Origin of the sequence: Yersinia enterocolitica subsp. enterocolitica (genome assembly GCF_901472495.1) — a bacterium.
Lineage (GTDB): Bacteria > Pseudomonadota > Gammaproteobacteria > Enterobacterales > Enterobacteriaceae > Yersinia > Yersinia enterocolitica.
In genome coordinates this window covers 41,383-60,822 of sequence record NZ_LR590469.1, presented here as the reverse complement: position 1 = coordinate 60,822, position 19,440 = coordinate 41,383, and the positions used below count along the sequence as shown (strand labels likewise).

The window sequence follows — 19,440 nt, the reverse complement described above, 5'->3', positions numbered from 1 at the left end:
CATTTGACTCCGGTTAGAATCAAACCGACAAAGCATGAGCTTTTTTAACTAAAAGGACGCATTGCATGATCGGAAAAATCGGCTATCTCGGGCTATTAGTCCCTCTTATCACCTTCTCTACTGTCACGTTGGCCCAAAGCAGCTCAGCACATATTGCTCCCGCCGGAAGCCAGCAAGCCATTTTTGGTGCAGAGGAAAACTTTACCGGCCGTGTACGTGTCGCCCCCCTCTTTACTGCGGATAAAGACATGGCCGTTTCCGCGGCTTACGTCACATTCGAGCCAAGCGCCCGCTCTGCCTGGCACACCCACCCCGCCGGACAGCGGCTTATCGTAACTTCCGGCGTTGGCTTGACTCAGGCGGAAGGTCAGCCAGTGCAAATAATCCGACCAGGACGCGGTATCGTGCCCGGCAGGGGTTAAACACTGGCATGGCGCCTCACCTGACAGCGCGATGACACATCTGGCAGTGACCGGGATCATTGATGGAAAGAGTGTTAATTGGATGGAGAAAGTGACCGATGAACAATACCACGCAGATTAAAGTTCTCACCGCCGCGGCTTTACTGGTTTTCAGCGTGAGTCTGACAGCACATGCCGCATCCGTAACGACAGGAGCATCAGAAATGAATCAGCAACAAACCATTTCCGACACGCTATCCGCGCGCCAACAAGCTATACCTTTGATTGCATCTTATATGGCCAGCAGCCAGATGGAAAAACTCAATGCGGCACTTAATCGGGGGCTGGATGCTGGGCTGACGGTGAATGAAGCCAAAGAGATCCTTGTTCAGCTTTATGCTTATACCGGTTTTCCTCGCAGTCTTAATGCATTGAATGAATTAATGAAGGTTGTTAATGAACGCAAGCAACGCGGCATTAACGATGCTCAAGGTAAAGAACCGGTTAGCCCGATTCCGGTCGGTGATGAACTCCGTCGTGTGGGGACGGCTAATCAGACCAAAATATCGGGCGCGCCGGTACAAGGCCCGGTTTTTGAATTTGCCCCAGTGATTAATCAATTCCTGCAAACACATTTATTTGGCGACATTTTTGCCCGTGACAATCTGGACTGGCAAAGCCGCGAGCTGGCGACGGTCGGGGCACTAGCCGCCACTCCGAGTGTGGAAGCACAACTACTGTCACATACGCGAGCCAGTCTGCGTGTCGGGCTAACAGCAGAACAGTTGCGCCAGCTTGCACAGATATTGCGTGAACAGGGTGAAGGCGATGCCGCAACTCGGGTTGAAAAGGCACTGCAACAAGCGTTAGCTACTGCAAAGTAAACAATGACTTAATTGATTTGAGACTGTTCGTGGCTAACTCATCAAGCTGAACAACACAGATCATATTGAATCACAACCAACATAGAGGAAGTCACCTTGAAGATGCTGTTAAAAACACTGGTGTTCTGCATGATGGCTGGAGGGCTGACAGTGCAATCTGTTTATGCAGAGCCTTTGGTTATTCAGGCACAAGGAAGCTTTTCTGCTGGTGGAGCAATAGCGACAGCTCCCGGAACATTTGATGCAAAAAAACCGTTGGATCCTGCTGGCCAAACTTATCACGGCGATCACGCTTCTGTTTTTTATCAAATCCCAGAGAACCCACATAAATATCCTTTAATCATGCTTCATGGCGCTGGGCAGTCTTCCCGCACCTGGGAAAGCACTCCTGATGGCCGCGAAGGGTTTCAGAATATATTCCTGCGTCGGGGGTTTTCGACCTATCTGGTTGATCAACCACGTCGGGGTAATGCAGGACGCACGATGGTTGAAGGAACGGTCACCCCAAAACCGGATGAACAGATGTGGTTCAATCAGTTCCGTGTCGGTATCTGGCCGGACTATTTTAACGGCGTTCAGTTCTCTCACGATAAACAGGCGCTGAATCAGTATTTCCGTCAGATGACGCCCAACACCGGGCCTTTTGATATCAACGTTATTGCTGATGCCATGTCAGCGGTGGTGGACAAAACCGGCCCGGCTATTTTATTCACCCATTCTCAAGGCGGTGGGCCAGGCTGGTACACCGCGATGAAAAACAGCAAGGTGAAAGCCATCGTTGCTTTTGAACCGGGCAGTAGTTTTGTCTTCCCGGACAATGAATTACCTGCACCGATGCCAAGCGCGTTCGATACCCTGAAAGGCGAGCCGGTGCCGTTAGATCAATTTATGGCACTCACCAAAATTCCTATTGTAATTTTTTACGGCGATAATATTCCGGATAAACCGACAGTTTTACCCGCACAGGACAGCTGGCGAGTACGTCTGGCAATGGCACGCGAATGGCGTGACGTGGTGAATAAACACGGTGGCGATGTCACGGTCATCCATTTGCCAGAGCTGGGTATTAAGGGCAACACGCACTTTCCTTTTTCTGATCTGAATAATGTCGAGATTGCCGATCAGGTCAGTCAGTTTCTGAAAGAAAAAGATTTACAGTAACGTCCAAAAAAGCAGGATACATTTGCTAATTAATGAATCCTGCTCATTAAGCCTATCGAATGGCGGCCTATAATCAGATGAAAAACTCTGCGGTATGCTTAGTTCAAGCACAATACTCAAGGATAACGTCATGCAAACAGTAAAACTGAACAATGGGATTGATATGCCCCTGCTGGGCTTTGGGGTCTTCCAGATGACGGACGCAACAGAATGTGAGCGCGCCGTGGTCGATGCTATTGAGACAGGTTACCGCCTGATTGATACAGCGGCTTCCTACCAGAACGAAACGCAGGTAGGGAATGCTATTAGGCAAAGTGGCATCGCGCGCGATGAACTGTTTATCACCACAAAATTGTGGTTGCAAGGTGCTCATTATGAAGGGGCGAAAGCGCAGTTTGAACGTTCACTGAATCGCCTGCAGCTGGATTATGTTGATTTGTACCTGATTCACCAGCCCTATGGCGACGTGCATGGAGCATGGCGTGCGATGGAAGAATTGCACCTGGCGGGTAAAATCCGTGCCATTGGTGTCAGCAACTTTCAACCAGATCGCCTGGCAGACCTCATGGCATTTAACAAGATAGTTCCAGCAGTAAACCAAATTGAAGTGAACCCATTCAATCAGCAACTGCATGCCGTGCCCTGGATGCAAAGCCGCGGTATTCAACCGGAAGCCTGGGCACCTTTTGCTGAAGGGAGAAACGGTCTGTTCCAACATCCGGTATTAACTGCAATCGGCGAAAAATACGGTAAAAGCGTGGGACAGGTTGTCTTGCGCTGGATCTTCCAGCGCGGCATTGTCTCACTGGCAAAATCGGTGCGAAAAGAGCGGATGGCCGAAAATATCAACGTGCTGGACTTCGAGCTTAGCCATGAGGAAATGCTACAAATCACTGCTCTGGATACGGCAACCAGCGCCTTCTTCTCTCACCGTGACCCTGCTATGGTGGAATGGCTAACCGGTCGTAAACTCGATGTCTGATACTGTTAACCCGCTCGGTATAATGTCTTAAATCACAATCAGCGACGCCAGTAAGGTGTCGCTGATATTTTATTCAGAAACTGATGTTTTATTCAGAATATGTAGGCGGCCGTTTTTTCACGCCATCCCATTCAACATCTTATTTATGAATAATCACTTCACAGCTTTTTAATTTCAGTGACATAAGTGACTACCACTGTATCGACAAAATTAGGTACGTCGATAAATGCAGCTTTTCCTATCGGGGAATCAAACGCAGCAACGGCATCTTCAAGCGAGTCGAACCATAATTCTGAAAAACCATCAATAGGTGAGTCTGGATATACACGCCGGTCGATTGGATTCAACACGTAAGCACGAAGACCGGGTAATTTAAGGGTGATAGCCGTGTGTATCTCCTTCCAGTGTTCGACAAAATCGTCAAAGCTCTGATCTTTTTTCTTTGTCAGCAAACCTACGTGTTTAAAGCCTTTAACTTCGGTCATGGTTATCTCCAGTATCCAGAGTGAGTGTTGTCGCCCCAAGGCGAAACATTAATTCTGGTGCATACTATGATTGATTCCATTGAGGCGATAAATATGGTTTTACTATCATCTTTATAGACATAAATTCTACAATCAGATACCCCAAAGCACGCTATCGTTATATTTTCTGATGATATGGGGTCAGTATTTCATTTCGAAAAATACTTTCAACAACCTGAACAGACCAGTGTAAATATGAGAAAAACAGATCATCTCGGCGGTATTACTGCTTTTGTCACAACGGCTCAACACGGCAGTTTCACTGCGGCTGCGGAACGGCTCGGGCTAACAAAATCAGCGGTGGGAAAGAGTGTAAGTCGTCTGGAAGACCGATTGGGGCTGAAGCTTTTTCAACGGTCAACACGCAGGCTTAGCCTCACACCTGATGGTGAAAAGTTTCTTGCCAGTTGTCAAAGTGCAATAGATATTCTGGAGCTTGCTGAAGCAGAATTGACCGCCCATATTACCCACCCCGCCGGGCGCTTACGGGTAGATTTGCCGGCTGCATTTGGCAGACAGCGTGTCTTGCCTATCCTGCTTGATATTACCCGCCAGTATCCCGAGTTGACATTGACAGTGACATTCAGTGAGCGATTTGTTGATCCTATTGAAGAAGGTATTGATCTGGTTATACGTATCGGTGAACTGGCTGATAGCAGTGGTCTGGTTGCCCGCAGATTGACAACTCAAAAGCTGGTAATTTGCGCCTCACCGGAGTACCTATTGCATAATGCAGAACCCGTCCAACCAGAAGAGTTGAGCCAGCATAAGTGTGTGGTCGGTTTTCGACGCAACCAGCCGATATCCTGGTTACTAAAAGACAATACCGGACAAATCCACCGCTATACCCCAACGCCAACACATGAATTTGCTGATGGTGATGCGATGCTGGCCGCCACGCTGGCGGGATGTGGTCTATGTCAGTTACCGCTCTGGCTAGTTGGTAAATACTTGCAAAGTGGGGGATTAAAAGAAGTTCTTATCGGACATTCCGGTGGTGAAATGCCCGCTAGCGCGTTATGGCCGAAAAATCGTCAGTTACTGCCCAAAATCCGTTATGTGGTGGATGAATTGGTCAGAGCCGCTGATGCGGGATTACTCGACTGATTTTATTGATTATCCAATTGTGCTGAGTAGAACGGATAATCTGTATAACCAACTTCTGTGCCACCATAGAACGTAGCACGATCAGGTTCAGTTAACGGCCAGTCATTTTTCATTCTTTCCACCAAATCAGGATTGGAAATGTAGGGCCGCCCGAAACCAATCAGATCAGCGCATCCATCCTGTAGGTACTTCTCTGCCCGCTGTTTATCAAACCCTCCGGCAATAATCAAAATACCCTGATATACGGCTCTGAATTTTTGAATGAATCCATCGGGAATAGCTTGCTGACCCAGGGTTTGCTGATCACTGAGATGCACATACGCCAGCGAGCGAGTGTTTAGTTCATCAGCAAGTTGTAGCCATGTCTGCTCCTCACCTTCAAAAGCGTGCATATCGAAAAGACGACCAAAAGGAGCCAACCGGATGCCCGTTTTATCACTTCCGATCGCTTTTGATACAGCATCGGTCACTTCAAGAGTGAAGCGAATACGATTGCTATGGCTTTCACCACCATATTCATCATTGCGGGTATTCAGTCCACCATTAATAAATTGTTCCAACAGATAACCATTTGCAGCATGAATTTCGACGCCATCAAAACCCGCTTCAATCGCATTCTCCGCTGCCATAACATAATCATTGATAATGGCTTTGATACCATCAATCGTCAGAGCTTGTGGTATTGAAACGGGTACCTGACCTGGGTTACCGTTTTGATCCAGTGCATAACAGTGACTGCTCTCGGCTTTTACTGCGACGCTGCTGACCGGAGCAACACCGTTATTTTGTAGACTGGTATGGGAAATGCGACCGACATGCCACAATTGCAGGAAGATTTTTCCGCCTTTTTCATGCACAGCCTGAGTCGTTAACGACCATCCCTTTACTTGCTCCTGACTGTAAATGCCAGGAGTAAAAAGGTAGCCCTGCCCCTGCACTGAAATTTGAGCGCCTTCAGTAACAATTAATCCGGCAGATGCCCTGAAGAATCCCCAGAAAACAAGACAGGCATAGCGTGATGTGATCTACTGATTGCTCCACCAATTCAATGAGATTACCGCTATGCTTGTTCGTAAAGTATGCCAAAATTTTTTCCAGAATGCCTTAGCACCATTTCATAAATACCGGCAAAGCGCCCTGATGGATGCCACTGTTGCTTTAATCAATGGAGCTTCACTCACTCTAACCAGTATCGGCCGTTTCTTACCGGGTCAGGCTCAGGTTAAAAACAAAATTAAACGCGTGGACCGTTTGCTGGGAAATGAGTCTCTTCATCGTGATATTCCACTGATTTTCAATAATATTATAGCTATGCTGACCCGGAAATTATCTCTGTGCGTGGTTGCTGTTGACTGGAGTGGATATCACTCGCATGAATACCACATTCTCCGGGCCAGTTTAATTTGTGATGGCCGCTCCATTCCTTTGTTAAGTCAGATTGTTCCGTCGGCTGAACAGCAGAGCGAACAAATTCATAAAACATTTTTAAATGCACTTGCCCGAGCCGTTAATCCCGATGCCAGAGTTATTATTGTTACCGATGCAGGTTTCCAAAATGCCTGGTTCAAACATATAAAATCATTAGGCTGGGATTTTGTCGGAAGAATAAGGGGATATACACGACTTCGACTGCATCGGGAGGGTGATATCTGGTACAAACCACAGGAACTTCAGGCCAGAAGCCAGCCCGAATATTTGGGGCCGGGTACGTTGTCACGTACTCAATATGCCCGCTGCGAAGGCCATTTTTATCTTTATAAGAAAGCCCCTAAAGGTAGAAAAAACAGACGTTCCCGTGGCAGGATAAAACGCTACAAACAAGAGCGTGACGGCCGCTCATCAGCCAAAACACCCTGGCTACTGTTTACCAGTAGCGACGACTTCAGGCCCCGTGAAGTCATGAAAATATACAGCAGAAGAATGCAAATAGAGCAAAATTTCCGTGATGAAAAAAGTGAGCGCTTTGGATTTGGTTTGCGTGCAAGCCGCAGCAGAACAACGGAGCGAATGCAGGTCCTGAGCCTGTTAGCAACGTTAAGTACAATTGTGATGTGGTTAATGGGGTATCATTTTGAAAATAAAGGATTACATGTGAGGTATCAGGCTAACAGTGTGAAGTCGAGGCGGGTCATATCTTATCTGACGTTAGCAGAGAATGTCTTAAGACACTCTCCGCTAATATTGCGACGAATAGCACTGAATAGTGCACTTAATCACCTTGCCAGAGCCTACCGAAATATGGTGCTAGTTTATTAATGGTGATTTTGTGGGGATCCCTCAGGGCAGATGCCCGTTGTGCGTAATACTCTGCCGTCAACTCATCTGCAATATCACCTTTTCTGGCTCTCGAACGAGTCATAGGTGCCATAACGACGCGATTATTCAGAGTAATATTACCGACTTTAAGTGGTGTAAATAGCTTTTCCATTTTTACCTACCTGTATTCAGAAATTTCACCTATGTTCACGGTATGAGGTATCAATGTGAATAGCGTTTTGTTCCGAATACTTGTTCCATAAACTCTACATTACTTTTAGAGTGATAAAGTTAAGTAAATCAACGAATATAGCTAAGGCGGATAGTATGCAAGGTAAATTAGGGGCAATATTGGCGGCCTCTTATACCCCGAATAAATGGCGATCAAACCATACATTAAACTGGCTATTGCCCATGAGTTTATCAAAATCAATACAGTCGCCATTAATAGAATTAGCTTAAATAATGGTTTCACCGGTAACGGCTAATATCGGATTCCGTTTGTGGTGCTAATTTTTTAGCCTCTCTTCTGAGGCGCATTTATTTGCCTCTTTCAATTCTCCATATACCCCCAAATTATTTTGTGTCTCTCAGCGCAGCTAAAGAAACATGCAAATCACGGGAACCTCGGGCCATTCTTATCATGTACTCAACCATCAAAATCATCATTTCCAGACAACTATTTTCCCCATGAATCAAAGATAGATAACGTGCTGACACCATGAGATATCAGTAGAAGTGGGTGGACGTCCGGCCTCTTTACGCTTAAACTATAACCACTTAATTCTCACTGTTTGGGGCCTGAATATGATCACACATTCGCCACATACTATTGCTAACAGAACCGAGCGTATTGGGTGTTTTACCGTACCTGGTGTTTTGGGTGGCTTTGAAGTGAGAAGCATGAAGAATCGTAAAGAACGTCCCCTATTGATGGTCGTTCGTACCGGCTGGGAAAAAGCCGCTGCCTATGAACAAATACGCCCAGTATCTGAAATCGTTATTGATAAAAACGGTAAGTCTCGTCCAGTTAACCAAGCTTTTTTCTGGAATGATTTGCAGGATACCTCTATCGATTTCTCACAAAAGGCGGTTGATTTGTTCTTCAGTAAGAAAGGAACTCTATCTGCATGTCACCCAATTTAATTGCTGAACACGATAAAATATTAAAATGGCCGGAAGTTAATGATTTAGCTCCCGGCCATTTTTTATGGCTGCCTGAATTTAAAACCCCGAATGGTGACCTCTTTCAAGCATTACTTGAAGATGATGGTAGCAATATGGCCCATCTTCATATCAAAGAGATACTTTCAGCTGAGCATATAGCAAGCTATGTTTTGACTTTCGACCTCACCCCACCAGTGGATTTAGGCCAGCGTTTACCCCAAGTTGAATCAGCTTATGTCTCACAAGAATATCAAGGCGGGGGCGTGTCTACTGCCACCTATAAAGCCATTATTGACCACTACGGTGCTGTAATAAGTGATACTTATCAGACTGAGGGCGGGATGGTACTTTGGCTGTTTGGTCTGTCTAAAGATGACAGCATCCAGTTAACCATTCTAAATGTGGATGGTCATACATTGGATTATAAAATTAACGAACACGGCGAAAGAATCAGTTTTCAGGGTGATAGAAAATCTTTACTGGAAATTGCTGATTCTGTTTGGGGAAACCCAGATAATGTCGAACTGAGCAATCTGGAGACGTTGGGCTTTACACCATCATGGCGTAATCACAATAATCACGTTTTGGCCGCAACCAAATCTATTATCTAAATCCCCCGATTTAATACGCCTGATTACGCTAACTCGGGCGTTTCTATTACTCAAATGCTCGTTTATTATTGCTTGATAAAAACTCTGGGTATAGATTTTTGTTAACCCTATAAATCCCAATTCACATCCTAAATCAACACCATCCCCCTACTACTTTCACTTTGAACCATTATGTTCGGTATCATTCAAAGCAGGGCCAACCAGAGATAACAGGAGTAATCTCATGATAAATCCAGCGGAAAAGCTCAAGGCAAAGCAGCAGGAATTTATCAGTATCAGGGAGTTGATTGAGCGCATTTCGCGTCTCCACCCCGCGATGAGTCAGGCACAGATAGCTAACTGGCTGCTGATAGAATTGACGGATGCCAGGCCAGTTACACCGCCGTTATTGATAGCAGCTTTCTTTTCCAGCAATCCGATACTTCAACCGCCAGTAACGTGAACCATTTGTGTTTACTAATAAAAATAATCCGCCGCCGTCGGAGAGCTTATAAGGTTTCTCTTTTCTCTTTTCGCTTTGCGGTATCCACTTGCCGGGCGTTTAGTTTCTGTGGGGGTATCTCATTCCATTGAACCTAGACTTACCCCCATTTATACCCCCCAACTATCTATAGAAATCAGTAGATGCGGATAAGCGTAGGGATACTAGGAAGTTCCAGAGATACTGATTATATAAGGGATTTATGGACTTAGATAGACTTCAGGAGACGTAAAGATGGTACGCCCTACAGGGCTCGAACCTGTGACCTACGGCTTAGAAGTTCATAGAATTCTATTTTAAACCAATAAGTTATCGCATTATACGGCGCTCACACGTCCCAATTCACGGAAAGTTACGGAGGCATATGGTTGGTGGTCTGTACTTACCTGTCCCAAATTTGTCCCAATGGTTATCATATTACCCTTGATATTCCCCCATCCTTCAGAGCTGGGATATAAGTCGTACTTAATAAATACAAAGTAATTGCTCACTTACAGTTTTTTTATTTACATTGAGCAACGTCATTATATGGCACCATATCCTAAATAAACAATTAAGTTAAAATGAGATAGTACCATGCACAAGAATATATACTATGGAGCAGTCCTTTCAGCTATAATCGCATCATCTATAGCCAAAGCTGATAGTATTTCGTTATCCTTATCAAATGATGATGCAGGTATTTTTCAACCAACATTAGATAAACTATATAGTCATGCAGATGGAGATCGTGATGATTATTCTCAGGGACTATTCTTAGGTTATAGTCGAGATATTACTGATACAAGTCAACTATCTGTTCATATAGCACAAGATATTTACTCCCCATCAGGTATTAATAAAAGACTACCAACTGCTGTAATAGGTGACAGGGCTTTTAGTGCATATCTGCACACAGGAATTGAATGGAACTCTTTAGCAAATGATTGGTTTCGCTACCGCTTAGGAACAGACTTTGGAGTGATAGGACCTGATGCTGGAGGTCAAAAAGTCCAAAACAAAGCCCATCAATTTATTAATGCCGAAAAGTATCAAGCATGGGATGACCAAATCGAGAACCGCTACGGCTACACTGTTAAAGGTATGCTTTCCCTCACCCCAAATATGGATTTCTGGGGCACAAATATCGGTGTATACCCTGAACTGTCTGCGGTAAGTGGTAATCTGTTCCAGTACATTGGCTATGGTGCAACATTTGCACTAGGAAATGATAAAACCTTTAACTCAGATAACGGGTTTGGCCTACTTGACCGGCGTGGGTTAATGCATACCTCCCAAAAAGATGGACTTATATACAAATTTTTTGCTGGGATGGAACGGCGTGAAGTCGACCATAACTATACTTTACAAGGCAAGACACTTCTAACTAATACCGAAACTATCACCATGAATAAAACTGTTGATGAATATCGGGTCGGTGCCACAGTGGGCTATTATCCTGTTGCTTTAACGCTTTCACTCAACAAAGTATCCTCGGAATTTAAAACCGGAAAAGATTATTCATACATAACAGGAGCTGTAACATTTGTTTTCTAAACACTATAGAGTGAGTGAATTAATTAGATGAGGCCAAGTGCCAAGACTTTTTAATCACCATTAACTCACCTTCTGGCTACTTTAATAAATCACAGCCAACCAATATAAAATCGCCACTAACGACAGGATAACTTGTATTAGTGGCGAGAATAAGAATCGAATTTATGAGTAAAACTATGCATTTTTAATACGTGGTATGTCAGCATAGTCTTTCCAGCAGATAATAAGACCAACGCTATAAAAACGTGACATCAATCGCAAGATGTAATAATTAAGATTGGGTACCAATGAATGATCTCAATTGATCTCCTCTACGCCCTAATAAATGGGAATTTTATGGTGTGATCTTACCCAGCAATAGTGGACATGGAACTAAGTGAGTAAACTCTTAACCCAGAGGTAGCTCACATGACAAAAGCAGCATCAATCAAAAAACAGCCCCACAAGCAGTACACACCTGAATTTCGTCACGAAGCTCTGAAGCTCGCTGAACGCATTGGTGTTGCTGCCGCTGCCCGCGAACTCAGTTTGTATGAGTCACAACTCTATGCCTGGCGCAGCAAACGGCAGAGTCAGCATTCATCTTCCGAACGCGAACAGGAAATGTCTGTCGAAATCGCCCGCCTGAAACGACAACTGGCGGAGCGGGACGAGGAACTGGCCATTCTCCAAAAGGCCGCGACATACTTCGCGAAGCGCCTGAAATGAAGTATGTCTTTATCGAAAAACATCGGGCTGAGTTTAGCGTCAAAGCCATGTGTCGTGTACTTCGGGTTGCCCGCAGCGGCTGGTATGCCTGGCGTCTGCGCCGTCATCAGATAACCCCACGACAGCAGTTCCGGCTTGTCTGCGATGCGCTACAAATGGCGCTGTGGCAACGTAAACGCCCGGAAAATGTCATTTACGACAATGCCTGCGCGGAAAGCTTCTTCCACTCGCTGAAAGTGGAATGTATCCACGGAGAGCGCTTTGCCAGCAGGGAAATAATGCGAGCAACGGTGTTTAATTATATCGAGTGTGATTACAATCGGTGGCGCCGTCACAGTGCCTGTGGCGGACTCAGTCCGGAACAATTTGAAAACCAGAACCTCGCTTAGGGCTGTGTCCATATTACACGGGTAGGATCAAGTGCACTGAATACAAATAAAATCACGTACAGCTTTCAAATCCGTTAGCCCTGCTACCTCATCCTTCATTTCCCGTTGTCGCTGATAAATCCTGTCACTATGTTCCATCAAGGCCAATGCCATTGCCTCACTAAGTCCCTTGAGTTGTTCCATACTCAGTGGTACTGATTTATTATTCACATCACCCCACGACATCACATCACGCGAGTTTGTGTTAGCAATAGCGGCCACAGGAGATAAACGCGCCATTGACTGTTGGTCAGCACTCCATGTCCGACCAGCATATTCAAAGGTGATACTTTGTGCCTCCTGTTCCAGTCGCCACATGTTGATTTCCTGCCATTTTTGCTCTTTGGCTGCCTGTAACATCGCGGGGCTGACTTCAAAAGGGGCAATCTCGCCATATTCCCCTTGTATCAGTGCCTGCCAAATGATTTGGCCGGTTTCTGCCGTGTCTATTTCTGTGGCGGTATAGGGCAAATATTCCTCCATCTCTTCAAATAACACCTCGCAATCGATCGCACCGCTTTCCAGATAACGGGCGTTTTTAATTTCTTTGATATTCATTCGTACCTCAAGCAACTCGGATAAACAAACCAATCAGGGCAGTTGTCTTATCACCTGAATTCATGGTATTACCCGACAATGCAACGAAAGTACCTGCTTGCGGATAATTATTCGGTGTGACAACCGACAGTTGCGGTGTGGATTGGTACGTACCTGTTGTACTATACAAGCCTGAAAGGGTGATCATACTCAACCGTGAACCAGGTATAACTTTTCCCCTAATCAACGTTCTATTGTTATCATCATCTGACTCACCGCAGTAAGCCGCAAAGATGAGAACACCAACATTTGGTGAACCCCACGCGTTACCGGTGGTAGCACGGAGAGCATCTGCGACGTATTTTTTCAGCCCCAGATATTCAAGCACCTCATTTTTGGAATTCTGGCCAATAATCACCCGCCCCACCGCTGAAAGGTTGGCGAGAGCCATCATATTTTTACTGCTGAAATAGGGGAGTTTGTTCTCGGCTGTCGCTAAGCCGGACAGTGATGTCAAAATTGCGCTTAAGGGCTGCTTTCCTGCCAACGTATTTGTCATCGTGGTGGCGAAATTCGGGTCATTCCCCAACGCTTCAGCCAGCTCATTCAGTGTATCCAGTGCTTCGGGAGAAGAACCAACCAGTGCCGATACCGCTCGTCTGACAAATTCAGCCGTTGCCACTTCTCCCCCTGTCGCGGATATATCGGGTGTGGGGGCGGTGGGAGTACCTGTCAATACGGGGCTGTCGAGAGGGGCTTTCGTCTGTACTTCATCTGTCAGGCTGTTCGCTATATCTTCGGCTTTATTACAGTAATTCTGTGCATTTCGGCTGCCTGTTGTGCTCCTTCTTTGCTCTCCTGCGCGTTCTGCGCTGACTGTGTTGCAGAATGTGCGCTTGATGTAGCCAGCTTTTCACTCTCTGCAGCGGCGTTCTGACTTTCTACTGCTGCTGTTGCACTCGTGGCTGCATTATTTTCTGAAGATGCGGCAGATTGTGCACACACCAGAGCCTGTTCTGCGCTCTCCGCAGCTTTGGCCGCAGATAGAGAGGCATGACTTTCATGTTGCTGCGCCGCCTCTCGGTTCTGACTGGCCGAAATTGCACTCTCAGCTGCCACTTTTGCCGATGCGAGAGCCTGAGCCGCACTAATGGCTGAACCCTCACCGCTGGCAAATGATTGCCTGGCACTTTCTTCTGCCGCCATCTGGTCGGCAGCGGCATTTTTCGCGCTTTCTTGCGCAGCAGCAGCGTAACTCTCAGCATCATTTTTAGCTTCTGTTGCCGCCAGTGTATCTTGCCTTACCTGTTGAGCACTTTCGGCGGCCATATCCGCACTTTGTTGTGCCTGTGCAACCAGCTCTTCAAATCGTTTAACAACATCAGGTTTTAAATCGCCTTCGTCCAAAGCAATCAAAAAATCATTCAGTGTGCCAGGTTTCGAATCGTCATAAACCGAAATATCACCGACACAATATTCATTACCCCATCCATGCCGTAGATAAACACAGTACCTTCCCACTTGTGCATCAAATGAATACTCCCCATTCCCATCCGTGGTAATTGTTGCAATAGTGCGCATCACTACTTCTGAGGTATTCACTCGCGCTTTTAAAATAATCTGACATCCAGACATAGGGATGCCTGCACCATCAATTAGCGCACCAGATATTTTCACTGACATGTTCAGCTCCAAATGAAAAAACCGCTGAAGCGCTGATTTGCAGGAGCCTATCAACACCTAAGCGGAATCATAAAAATGTATTACAAACCAAATTAAATTATCTCAAAAATCGTTAATTTTAAAACAGTTTTTCCATTACAACTTTCGGAATGAAAGATATAACAAAGTTAAATATAACCTCACCACTCTCCATACATCACCAACCCCGTAAGCACCAACCAACAAGCGATGAAATATATTTAATTGAAGGAATTTTATAGCGAATTGTCTTTGTTTGACTTTATCGAAAAGTACATTTTTCAACAAACCTCTAAAATGCCCTGACTCACGATTTGCTTGCCTTAATAGTGCTTTATATAGCTTTGGTTCACTTTCATACTCATTGGAAATAATAACAAACTCATTAATAATATTAATGTAACACTCAATGCGTCGGAAAATCACCTCCTGCGACAAAGTATTAATAATTGAATTATTATTTTTACGGTAGCCATAAAGCAGTTCTTTATGAAACCCAACTCTTTTAGCAACTAGTGCAAGCCGAGTAGTCCATAATATATCTTCATGTAATTGCCCAGCAATAAATCTAAGCCCTTTAGTTTTCAAGATATCCAATTTAATCATCTGGAGCCAAACATAATGAGGCCATTCATTATTAATGACAGCATATTCAATCCATTGCTTACCTGTAATAATATCACCATAAGGTTGAAAAGATGTTATTGGTATTTTTCCCATATCTTCTGGAAAAGAATTAAATCTAAAACCATTACCAATAAGAACATCCAACTGATTATTCTCTGCGTAATTAAGCCATGCTACTATTGTATTGGGCATCAGGATATCGTCACTATCCATAAACATAATCCATTTGCCCTGGGCCTGCTTAATACCCACATTCCTTGCACATGAAAGCCCCATATTCCTCTGGTTAATAACCATCATATTAGGTATTAATAACTCATAATGTTTCAGCAACTCTAAACTAGAGTCAGTAGAACCATCATTGATAGCTATCACTTCAAAGAAAACATCCTTTTGTTGTTGAAGAGAACCAAACAATGCAGGGAGATACTTTTCAGAATTAAAGACAGGAATAATAACACTAACCTGAATGTAACCCATAAACAACAATACCTTGTAATATTATTAGTAACACTAAGGTATTTTAAACCACTCATAATTTCTTTGAAATAGATGAAATTGAAATTTCTCTCTTCATGTTCTAAGCTCCTATTATACTGGTGTAACTGGCCAGTTAATATCTGGTACATTTGAAATATCCAGTTGATCAATCAAAACTCGATATTTGCGCCACGCCAGTAATTCGGCCTTGGTGGTTTCTGTGACCAGCCCAAGCTCAATACTGTCCTGCAATATCTGAATTTTATCACTTGCTTCGTTGAGCAAAGCCCGTTTCTTCTGCTCTGCTTCGGTCAGATGGTGCTTTTTCTCGGCTTCTTCATCTTTTACCCACCGTGAACCTTCCCAACGGTCAAATGAGCTATTGGGGGCCTGTTGGGTGCAGTTTTCGGGCAGTGGGCCAAGGTCAGTGATAAGCATGGCCTGCCCGTTGTCGGTGTGGTATACCCGCAGACCGCGATGGTCATCAACCAGCGACCATGACTCACGCTCGAGATCAAATACGGCAATCTGTCCTTCTGGCGCATCCGGTGGCGCAATTGTGGTGCAGTTGGCCGGTAGTCCCATATGGGGGGGGATATGAGCATCTCCGGCACCGATAAATTCCTGCGTATCGCTGCGGAAGTTATAAACCTTGAGGGTTCGGGTATGGTTGGCAAATTTAAAGGTCATCAGGCGCACCTCACGATATAGTTAAAGGCAGTATTTTTCACGGTGGTTTCGTTGTTCCCTTCAGCATGGATGGTGATGTCATGACCATGCGGGCCAATATCGACAAAATGGTTGTGTGGGCCGATATGCGTTGAGTGGGCATGGTCTCCAGCCTCTTGAGAGGGGGGCCAGTTAAACGCAGTAGATGTCTCATCATCTCCCGATGTGTAAATACCACTGCCGCCGTGGCGGTGGCCTTGTGGCACACCATGAACATGTCGTCCACCGGTTGTGGTGCCCTTGGTGCCGTAATCAAAGGTACTGGTCTGACGCCGCCCCAAATCGGTCTCTGAAACGCTCCCGGTATGGGTGTGTGATTTATTCCCGTCCTGTTCGGTTGACAGAACATCGCGCCCATCCGGTTTACCCTTGATGGTTTGTCCGCGCATATCGGGCAGAAGGCCTGAGGGGTAGGCTAACGCCAGCTTGGGATAGCGCGTTGTATCAAATAATTGACCGGCACTAATTGTCCACCCTTCAGGAGGGATATCTGAAGGCCATGGTAATTGAATACCTACAGGTAAATGATAGCGTTCATCACTCTCCGTCTGAGTGTAAACACCTATGTTATGAGCAAATTGAGGTTTATCCAGAATATCCTCGCCATTAGCTGATTTCTTCAGAAATAATCCTTCATCTACAACCCCATTACCGGGGTTTAAAACTAGGAATGAAGACAGTTCTGGTGCAAAGACAACCACTATTGGAACATTTTTTATAATATCACCAGCCCACAACAGAATATTATTCCCCTTACATAAGGGATAAGTTCCCATGACTCTCCCTGCAAGCGTCACCATTAAAGTTGCCTTCCCTGTATTGGTTTTTGTCGGCAAGACAATAATTGGCGACCTAAGCACCCAGTCATTTGCAGGAGATGTCGATGGAAGCGATATTGTCAAATTATTCTCTGTGCCACCGGCCACTGCCGAAAGGTAATCACCGGCCTGTAATTGCTCAACCTGGATAAAATGTTGCTCTGAACCGCGAGTGGCAAAATTTGCTACCACATCATTTAAAGACCAACCTTTGGCCGTGGTTCCCTCCTGACCCCGAACAACTGTCAATATGTCCTGCGATACAGCGATAAGATGGCAAATTTCATATACAGATTGCTGACTGTCTGTCAGCGTTATTTTTGCGTAAATATTATGGGAAATACTATCGTTTGATATATCCGTTGTTAATAATTTTTGAAATATCTTTCCCGTTCCTGGCATTACAGCAATTCGGGTTTGTGATGCTGTAATATCCGATGCTAACGAGGAAACGACATTATTCCCAAAACCGATAATCATTTTTCAATCACCGTTATCGAATATTTATAAATAAATGGAAGTTTGACCTGCTGCTGATCTATTGCATCCTTAAGGAAATAACCCACACCATTTCTGTAGTCAGGAATCACAATTGCAAAAACTCCGTTCGCCACCGTCACACTGACATCAAATGTGCTTTGCAAAGGTGGGTCAATTCCATTAGCACCATGAATAAATCGCGCAATACGTCTCTTCAGCCAATCGAGACAAAAATGAGAACCATCACCTTTATAAAAATCCCATGTCAGGATGCGTTTAAAGTAATCATCCGGAACATACGAAGATGAACCGGGAACATAATTTCTCATAACGGCATAAGGGATCACATTATATTCAATAGTGTTATACACTCCGCGTGCAATAGCCTCTTCCGATACCTGAAGTAATGGCCGTTCAGCACCATAAATTCCTAAAGCGACCCAATCCAATAACAAACCTGTTATTGACTCGGACGTCCAACAAGGCAAAGCAAGATTATTCAGTGAATCCAGATATTCTTGCGCAATCTCGTTATAAACCTCAAAGAATGCGACAACATTCGGATCGTCTCGGTACTGAATAAAAGGATAAGCAGGAATGATTTTATCAATCAGTAAATGCATGTTTCTGAACTTGAATTTGCGAAGTTATTGTTGTGAAGACCAAACTCGAACCTGTTGTAGGCGAAACAATATTGCCGTTAATTCCTATCTGTACGTCGATCATGGATATTAAGGATGCATCAACAAGCTGTTTAACCGAATCCCTGAAAATATCCTGAATCTGAAGTAGATTAATTGGATTACCGACTTCTATCGCATTGATATAATCCGCAACATTCTGTTGTACAGCCAGAGAAATTCCCGCCGGATCAACATAACTTTCAGATACGGTATTCCACGTAATAATGACAATAACGTTCTGTGAGGTCGGAATAACATAAGGAATTTGGTAAACATCAGGGGAAACCGTCAGTGAAACCGTTTTTTTCTCTACCGATGTCCCAGAGGGGTTACTGACATCATTAGTCAAAACTGAAATATCCGGCACCGATTTATAGATGGCATAGGCCACTTCGTAGGGATCACCACCACCGACAACAACAACCCATTTCCCCAGTGATGACTGTCGATATGAAATGAGATTATCCTGAACACCGCTGACAGATTTTAGCAATGCTCTCAGGCAATCTGGTGTGCCCTGTACCCCTAACATCCCTGATGCCATAACCTGAGCGCGATACGAAGCCCAGGACTGTTCTTCCCTCCCCGGTAATCCGGCCATAATATTTGTACAGGTGACTGGCTGTCCTTTGGGTACGGAAGTGATGACTTGTGTCACCGTTCCTTCTGGAACAGCCCAAGATCCTGAAATCGTCGCTAAGCAATAAACAGGCTCCGTTTGTCCGCTATCTGGAATAGCTGTATCACGAGTAACAACATACTGATAGTTCCCGTCAGAAACGGTGAACCCTTTGGGGATCGCAAATCCCGGAAGCCCGGAGAACACGACATAAACAGATGTATTTGTACTCTCTCCACGCTGCGCGCCATATATATTACCAAGCTGCATCAATAGCGGAATATTTGCACCGTAAGGACTGACCGAATTAATAAGATCAACTCGTGCTTGATCTATTAATGCCAGCGCCCCAACCGCTGTACTGGCTAAACCTGTTATCAATCCAGCTGGCAGGTTAGCCGTATATCCGGGTACTTTCTCAGAAACTCTGGTGATAAGATTTGCAAGCAAGGTTTGCGGAGGGGTTGGTTGTGCTCCCGCGTTGGTCATAATAATTGGTATTTCTGACATATTTACCCCA

The 19,440-nt window shown here is 44.9% G+C and carries 18 protein-coding genes and 6 pseudogenes; 12 read left to right on the top strand and 12 right to left on the bottom strand.

Annotated features, from left to right (window positions below):
- Window positions 1-65 precede the first annotated feature (65 nt).
- The 4 genes and pseudogenes from FGL26_RS00310 to FGL26_RS00295 all read left to right on the top strand — a co-directional run bounded on the left by FGL26_RS00310 (window position 66) and on the right by FGL26_RS00295 (window position 3,428).
- Window positions 66-543: pseudogene (locus FGL26_RS00310) on the top strand ((R)-mandelonitrile lyase).
- Window positions 521-1,285: a carboxymuconolactone decarboxylase family protein gene (locus FGL26_RS00305; RefSeq protein ID WP_032912641.1), complete on the top strand. Its 765-nt coding sequence runs from the start codon at window positions 521-523 to the stop codon at window positions 1,283-1,285. Before FGL26_RS00310 ends, FGL26_RS00305 begins: the two are co-directional and overlap by 23 nt.
- Window positions 1,286-1,381: 96 nt before the next feature.
- Window positions 1,382-2,446: an alpha/beta hydrolase gene (locus FGL26_RS00300; RefSeq protein ID WP_032902559.1), complete on the top strand. Its 1,065-nt coding sequence runs from the start codon at window positions 1,382-1,384 to the stop codon at window positions 2,444-2,446.
- A gap of 130 nt (window positions 2,447-2,576) precedes the next feature.
- The gene (locus FGL26_RS00295; protein ID WP_005167842.1) at window positions 2,577-3,428 is read left to right on the top strand and encodes an aldo/keto reductase; all 852 of its coding nucleotides are present in this window, start codon (window positions 2,577-2,579) and stop codon (window positions 3,426-3,428) included.
- Between the two features lie 158 nt (window positions 3,429-3,586).
- Here FGL26_RS00295 and FGL26_RS00290 read toward each other — a convergent pair whose 3' ends face one another.
- Complete coding sequence (locus FGL26_RS00290) at window positions 3,587-3,913, bottom strand: EthD family reductase (protein ID WP_032912639.1); 327 nt, start codon at window positions 3,911-3,913, stop codon at window positions 3,587-3,589.
- Window positions 3,914-4,147: 234 nt separating this feature from the next.
- On the opposite strand from FGL26_RS00290, the gene FGL26_RS00285 reads away from it, so the two are divergent.
- Window positions 4,148-5,059: a LysR family transcriptional regulator gene (locus FGL26_RS00285; protein ID WP_032912941.1), complete on the top strand. Its 912-nt coding sequence runs from the start codon at window positions 4,148-4,150 to the stop codon at window positions 5,057-5,059.
- A gap of 2 nt (window positions 5,060-5,061) precedes the next feature.
- Here FGL26_RS00285 and FGL26_RS00280 read toward each other — a convergent pair.
- Window positions 5,062-6,042 (bottom strand): annotated as a pseudogene (locus FGL26_RS00280) (alkene reductase); the annotation flags it as partial.
- Between the two features lie 79 nt (window positions 6,043-6,121).
- Between FGL26_RS00280 and FGL26_RS00275 the strand changes: the two are divergent.
- Window positions 6,122-7,315 carry an IS4 family transposase gene (locus FGL26_RS00275; protein ID WP_011816240.1) on the top strand — a complete coding sequence of 398 codons (1,194 nt, stop codon included), beginning with the start codon at window positions 6,122-6,124 and terminating at the stop codon, window positions 7,313-7,315.
- 25 nt (window positions 7,316-7,340) lie between these two features.
- Here the strand turns inward: FGL26_RS00275 and FGL26_RS00270 are convergent.
- Window positions 7,341-7,487, bottom strand: a pseudogene (locus FGL26_RS00270) (oxidoreductase); the annotation flags it as partial.
- Window positions 7,488-7,624: 137 nt separating this feature from the next.
- Between FGL26_RS00270 and FGL26_RS21810 the strand changes: the two are divergent.
- The 4 genes and pseudogenes from FGL26_RS21810 to FGL26_RS21375 form a co-directional block, all read left to right on the top strand.
- Window positions 7,625-7,797: pseudogene (locus tag FGL26_RS21810) on the top strand (autotransporter outer membrane beta-barrel domain-containing protein); the annotation flags it as partial.
- Window positions 7,798-8,122: 325 nt separating this feature from the next.
- The gene (locus FGL26_RS00260; RefSeq protein WP_005158316.1) at window positions 8,123-8,461 is read left to right on the top strand and encodes a hypothetical protein; all 339 of its coding nucleotides are present in this window, start codon (window positions 8,123-8,125) and stop codon (window positions 8,459-8,461) included.
- A 134-nt stretch (window positions 8,462-8,595) separates the two neighbouring features.
- A complete protein-coding gene (locus FGL26_RS00255; RefSeq protein ID WP_227745811.1) occupies window positions 8,596-9,093 on the top strand; it encodes a hypothetical protein in 498 nt (165 codons plus the stop codon).
- A gap of 223 nt (window positions 9,094-9,316) precedes the next feature.
- Window positions 9,317-9,535: a hypothetical protein gene (locus FGL26_RS21375; protein ID WP_005167826.1), complete on the top strand. Its 219-nt coding sequence runs from the start codon at window positions 9,317-9,319 to the stop codon at window positions 9,533-9,535.
- On the opposite strand, the pseudogene FGL26_RS21805 reads toward FGL26_RS21375, so the two are convergent.
- A pseudogene (locus tag FGL26_RS21805) lies at window positions 9,494-9,619 on the bottom strand (Arm DNA-binding domain-containing protein); the annotation flags it as partial. The gene FGL26_RS21375 and the pseudogene FGL26_RS21805 overlap by 42 nt on opposite strands.
- Window positions 9,620-10,150: 531 nt before the next feature.
- Between FGL26_RS21805 and FGL26_RS00245 the strand changes: the two are divergent.
- Together FGL26_RS00245 and FGL26_RS00240 are read left to right on the top strand one after the other, a co-directional pair.
- Window positions 10,151-11,110 (top strand): lipid A deacylase LpxR family protein, encoded by a 960-nt coding sequence (locus tag FGL26_RS00245; RefSeq protein WP_005167824.1) that lies wholly within the window; start codon window positions 10,151-10,153, stop codon window positions 11,108-11,110.
- 408 nt (window positions 11,111-11,518) lie between these two features.
- Window positions 11,519-12,207, top strand: a pseudogene (locus tag FGL26_RS00240) (IS3 family transposase).
- A 27-nt stretch (window positions 12,208-12,234) separates the two neighbouring features.
- Here FGL26_RS00240 and FGL26_RS00235 read toward each other — a convergent pair.
- The 8 genes from FGL26_RS00235 to FGL26_RS00200 all read right to left on the bottom strand — a co-directional run bounded on the left by FGL26_RS00235 (window position 12,235) and on the right by FGL26_RS00200 (window position 19,430).
- Window positions 12,235-12,804, bottom strand: a complete 570-nt coding sequence (locus FGL26_RS00235; protein WP_005167816.1) for a DUF4376 domain-containing protein — start codon at window positions 12,802-12,804, stop codon at window positions 12,235-12,237.
- 7 nt (window positions 12,805-12,811) lie between these two features.
- Window positions 12,812-13,465: a hypothetical protein gene (locus tag FGL26_RS21885; RefSeq protein WP_005167814.1), complete on the bottom strand. Its 654-nt coding sequence runs from the start codon at window positions 13,463-13,465 to the stop codon at window positions 12,812-12,814.
- Window positions 13,466-13,572: 107 nt separating this feature from the next.
- Window positions 13,573-14,466: a prophage tail fiber N-terminal domain-containing protein gene (locus FGL26_RS21580; RefSeq protein WP_005167812.1), complete on the bottom strand. Its 894-nt coding sequence runs from the start codon at window positions 14,464-14,466 to the stop codon at window positions 13,573-13,575.
- A 135-nt stretch (window positions 14,467-14,601) separates the two neighbouring features.
- Entirely contained in the window at window positions 14,602-15,591 is a 990-nt protein-coding gene (locus FGL26_RS00220) for a glycosyltransferase (protein WP_005167810.1), read from the bottom strand.
- 111 nt (window positions 15,592-15,702) lie between these two features.
- A complete protein-coding gene (locus FGL26_RS00215; protein ID WP_005167808.1) occupies window positions 15,703-16,281 on the bottom strand; it encodes a tail fiber assembly protein in 579 nt (192 codons plus the stop codon).
- Complete coding sequence (locus FGL26_RS00210) at window positions 16,281-17,618, bottom strand: phage tail protein (protein ID WP_005167806.1); 1,338 nt, start codon at window positions 17,616-17,618, stop codon at window positions 16,281-16,283. The genes FGL26_RS00215 and FGL26_RS00210 overlap by 1 nt, the downstream gene beginning before the upstream one ends.
- Window positions 17,615-18,241 (bottom strand): hypothetical protein, encoded by a 627-nt coding sequence (locus tag FGL26_RS00205; protein ID WP_005167804.1) that lies wholly within the window; start codon window positions 18,239-18,241, stop codon window positions 17,615-17,617. Before FGL26_RS00205 ends, FGL26_RS00210 begins: the two co-directional genes overlap by 4 nt.
- The gene (locus FGL26_RS00200) at window positions 18,225-19,430 is read right to left on the bottom strand and encodes a baseplate J/gp47 family protein (RefSeq protein ID WP_071530591.1); all 1,206 of its coding nucleotides are present in this window, start codon (window positions 19,428-19,430) and stop codon (window positions 18,225-18,227) included. Before FGL26_RS00200 ends, FGL26_RS00205 begins: the two co-directional genes overlap by 17 nt.
- Window positions 19,431-19,440 lie beyond the last annotated feature (10 nt).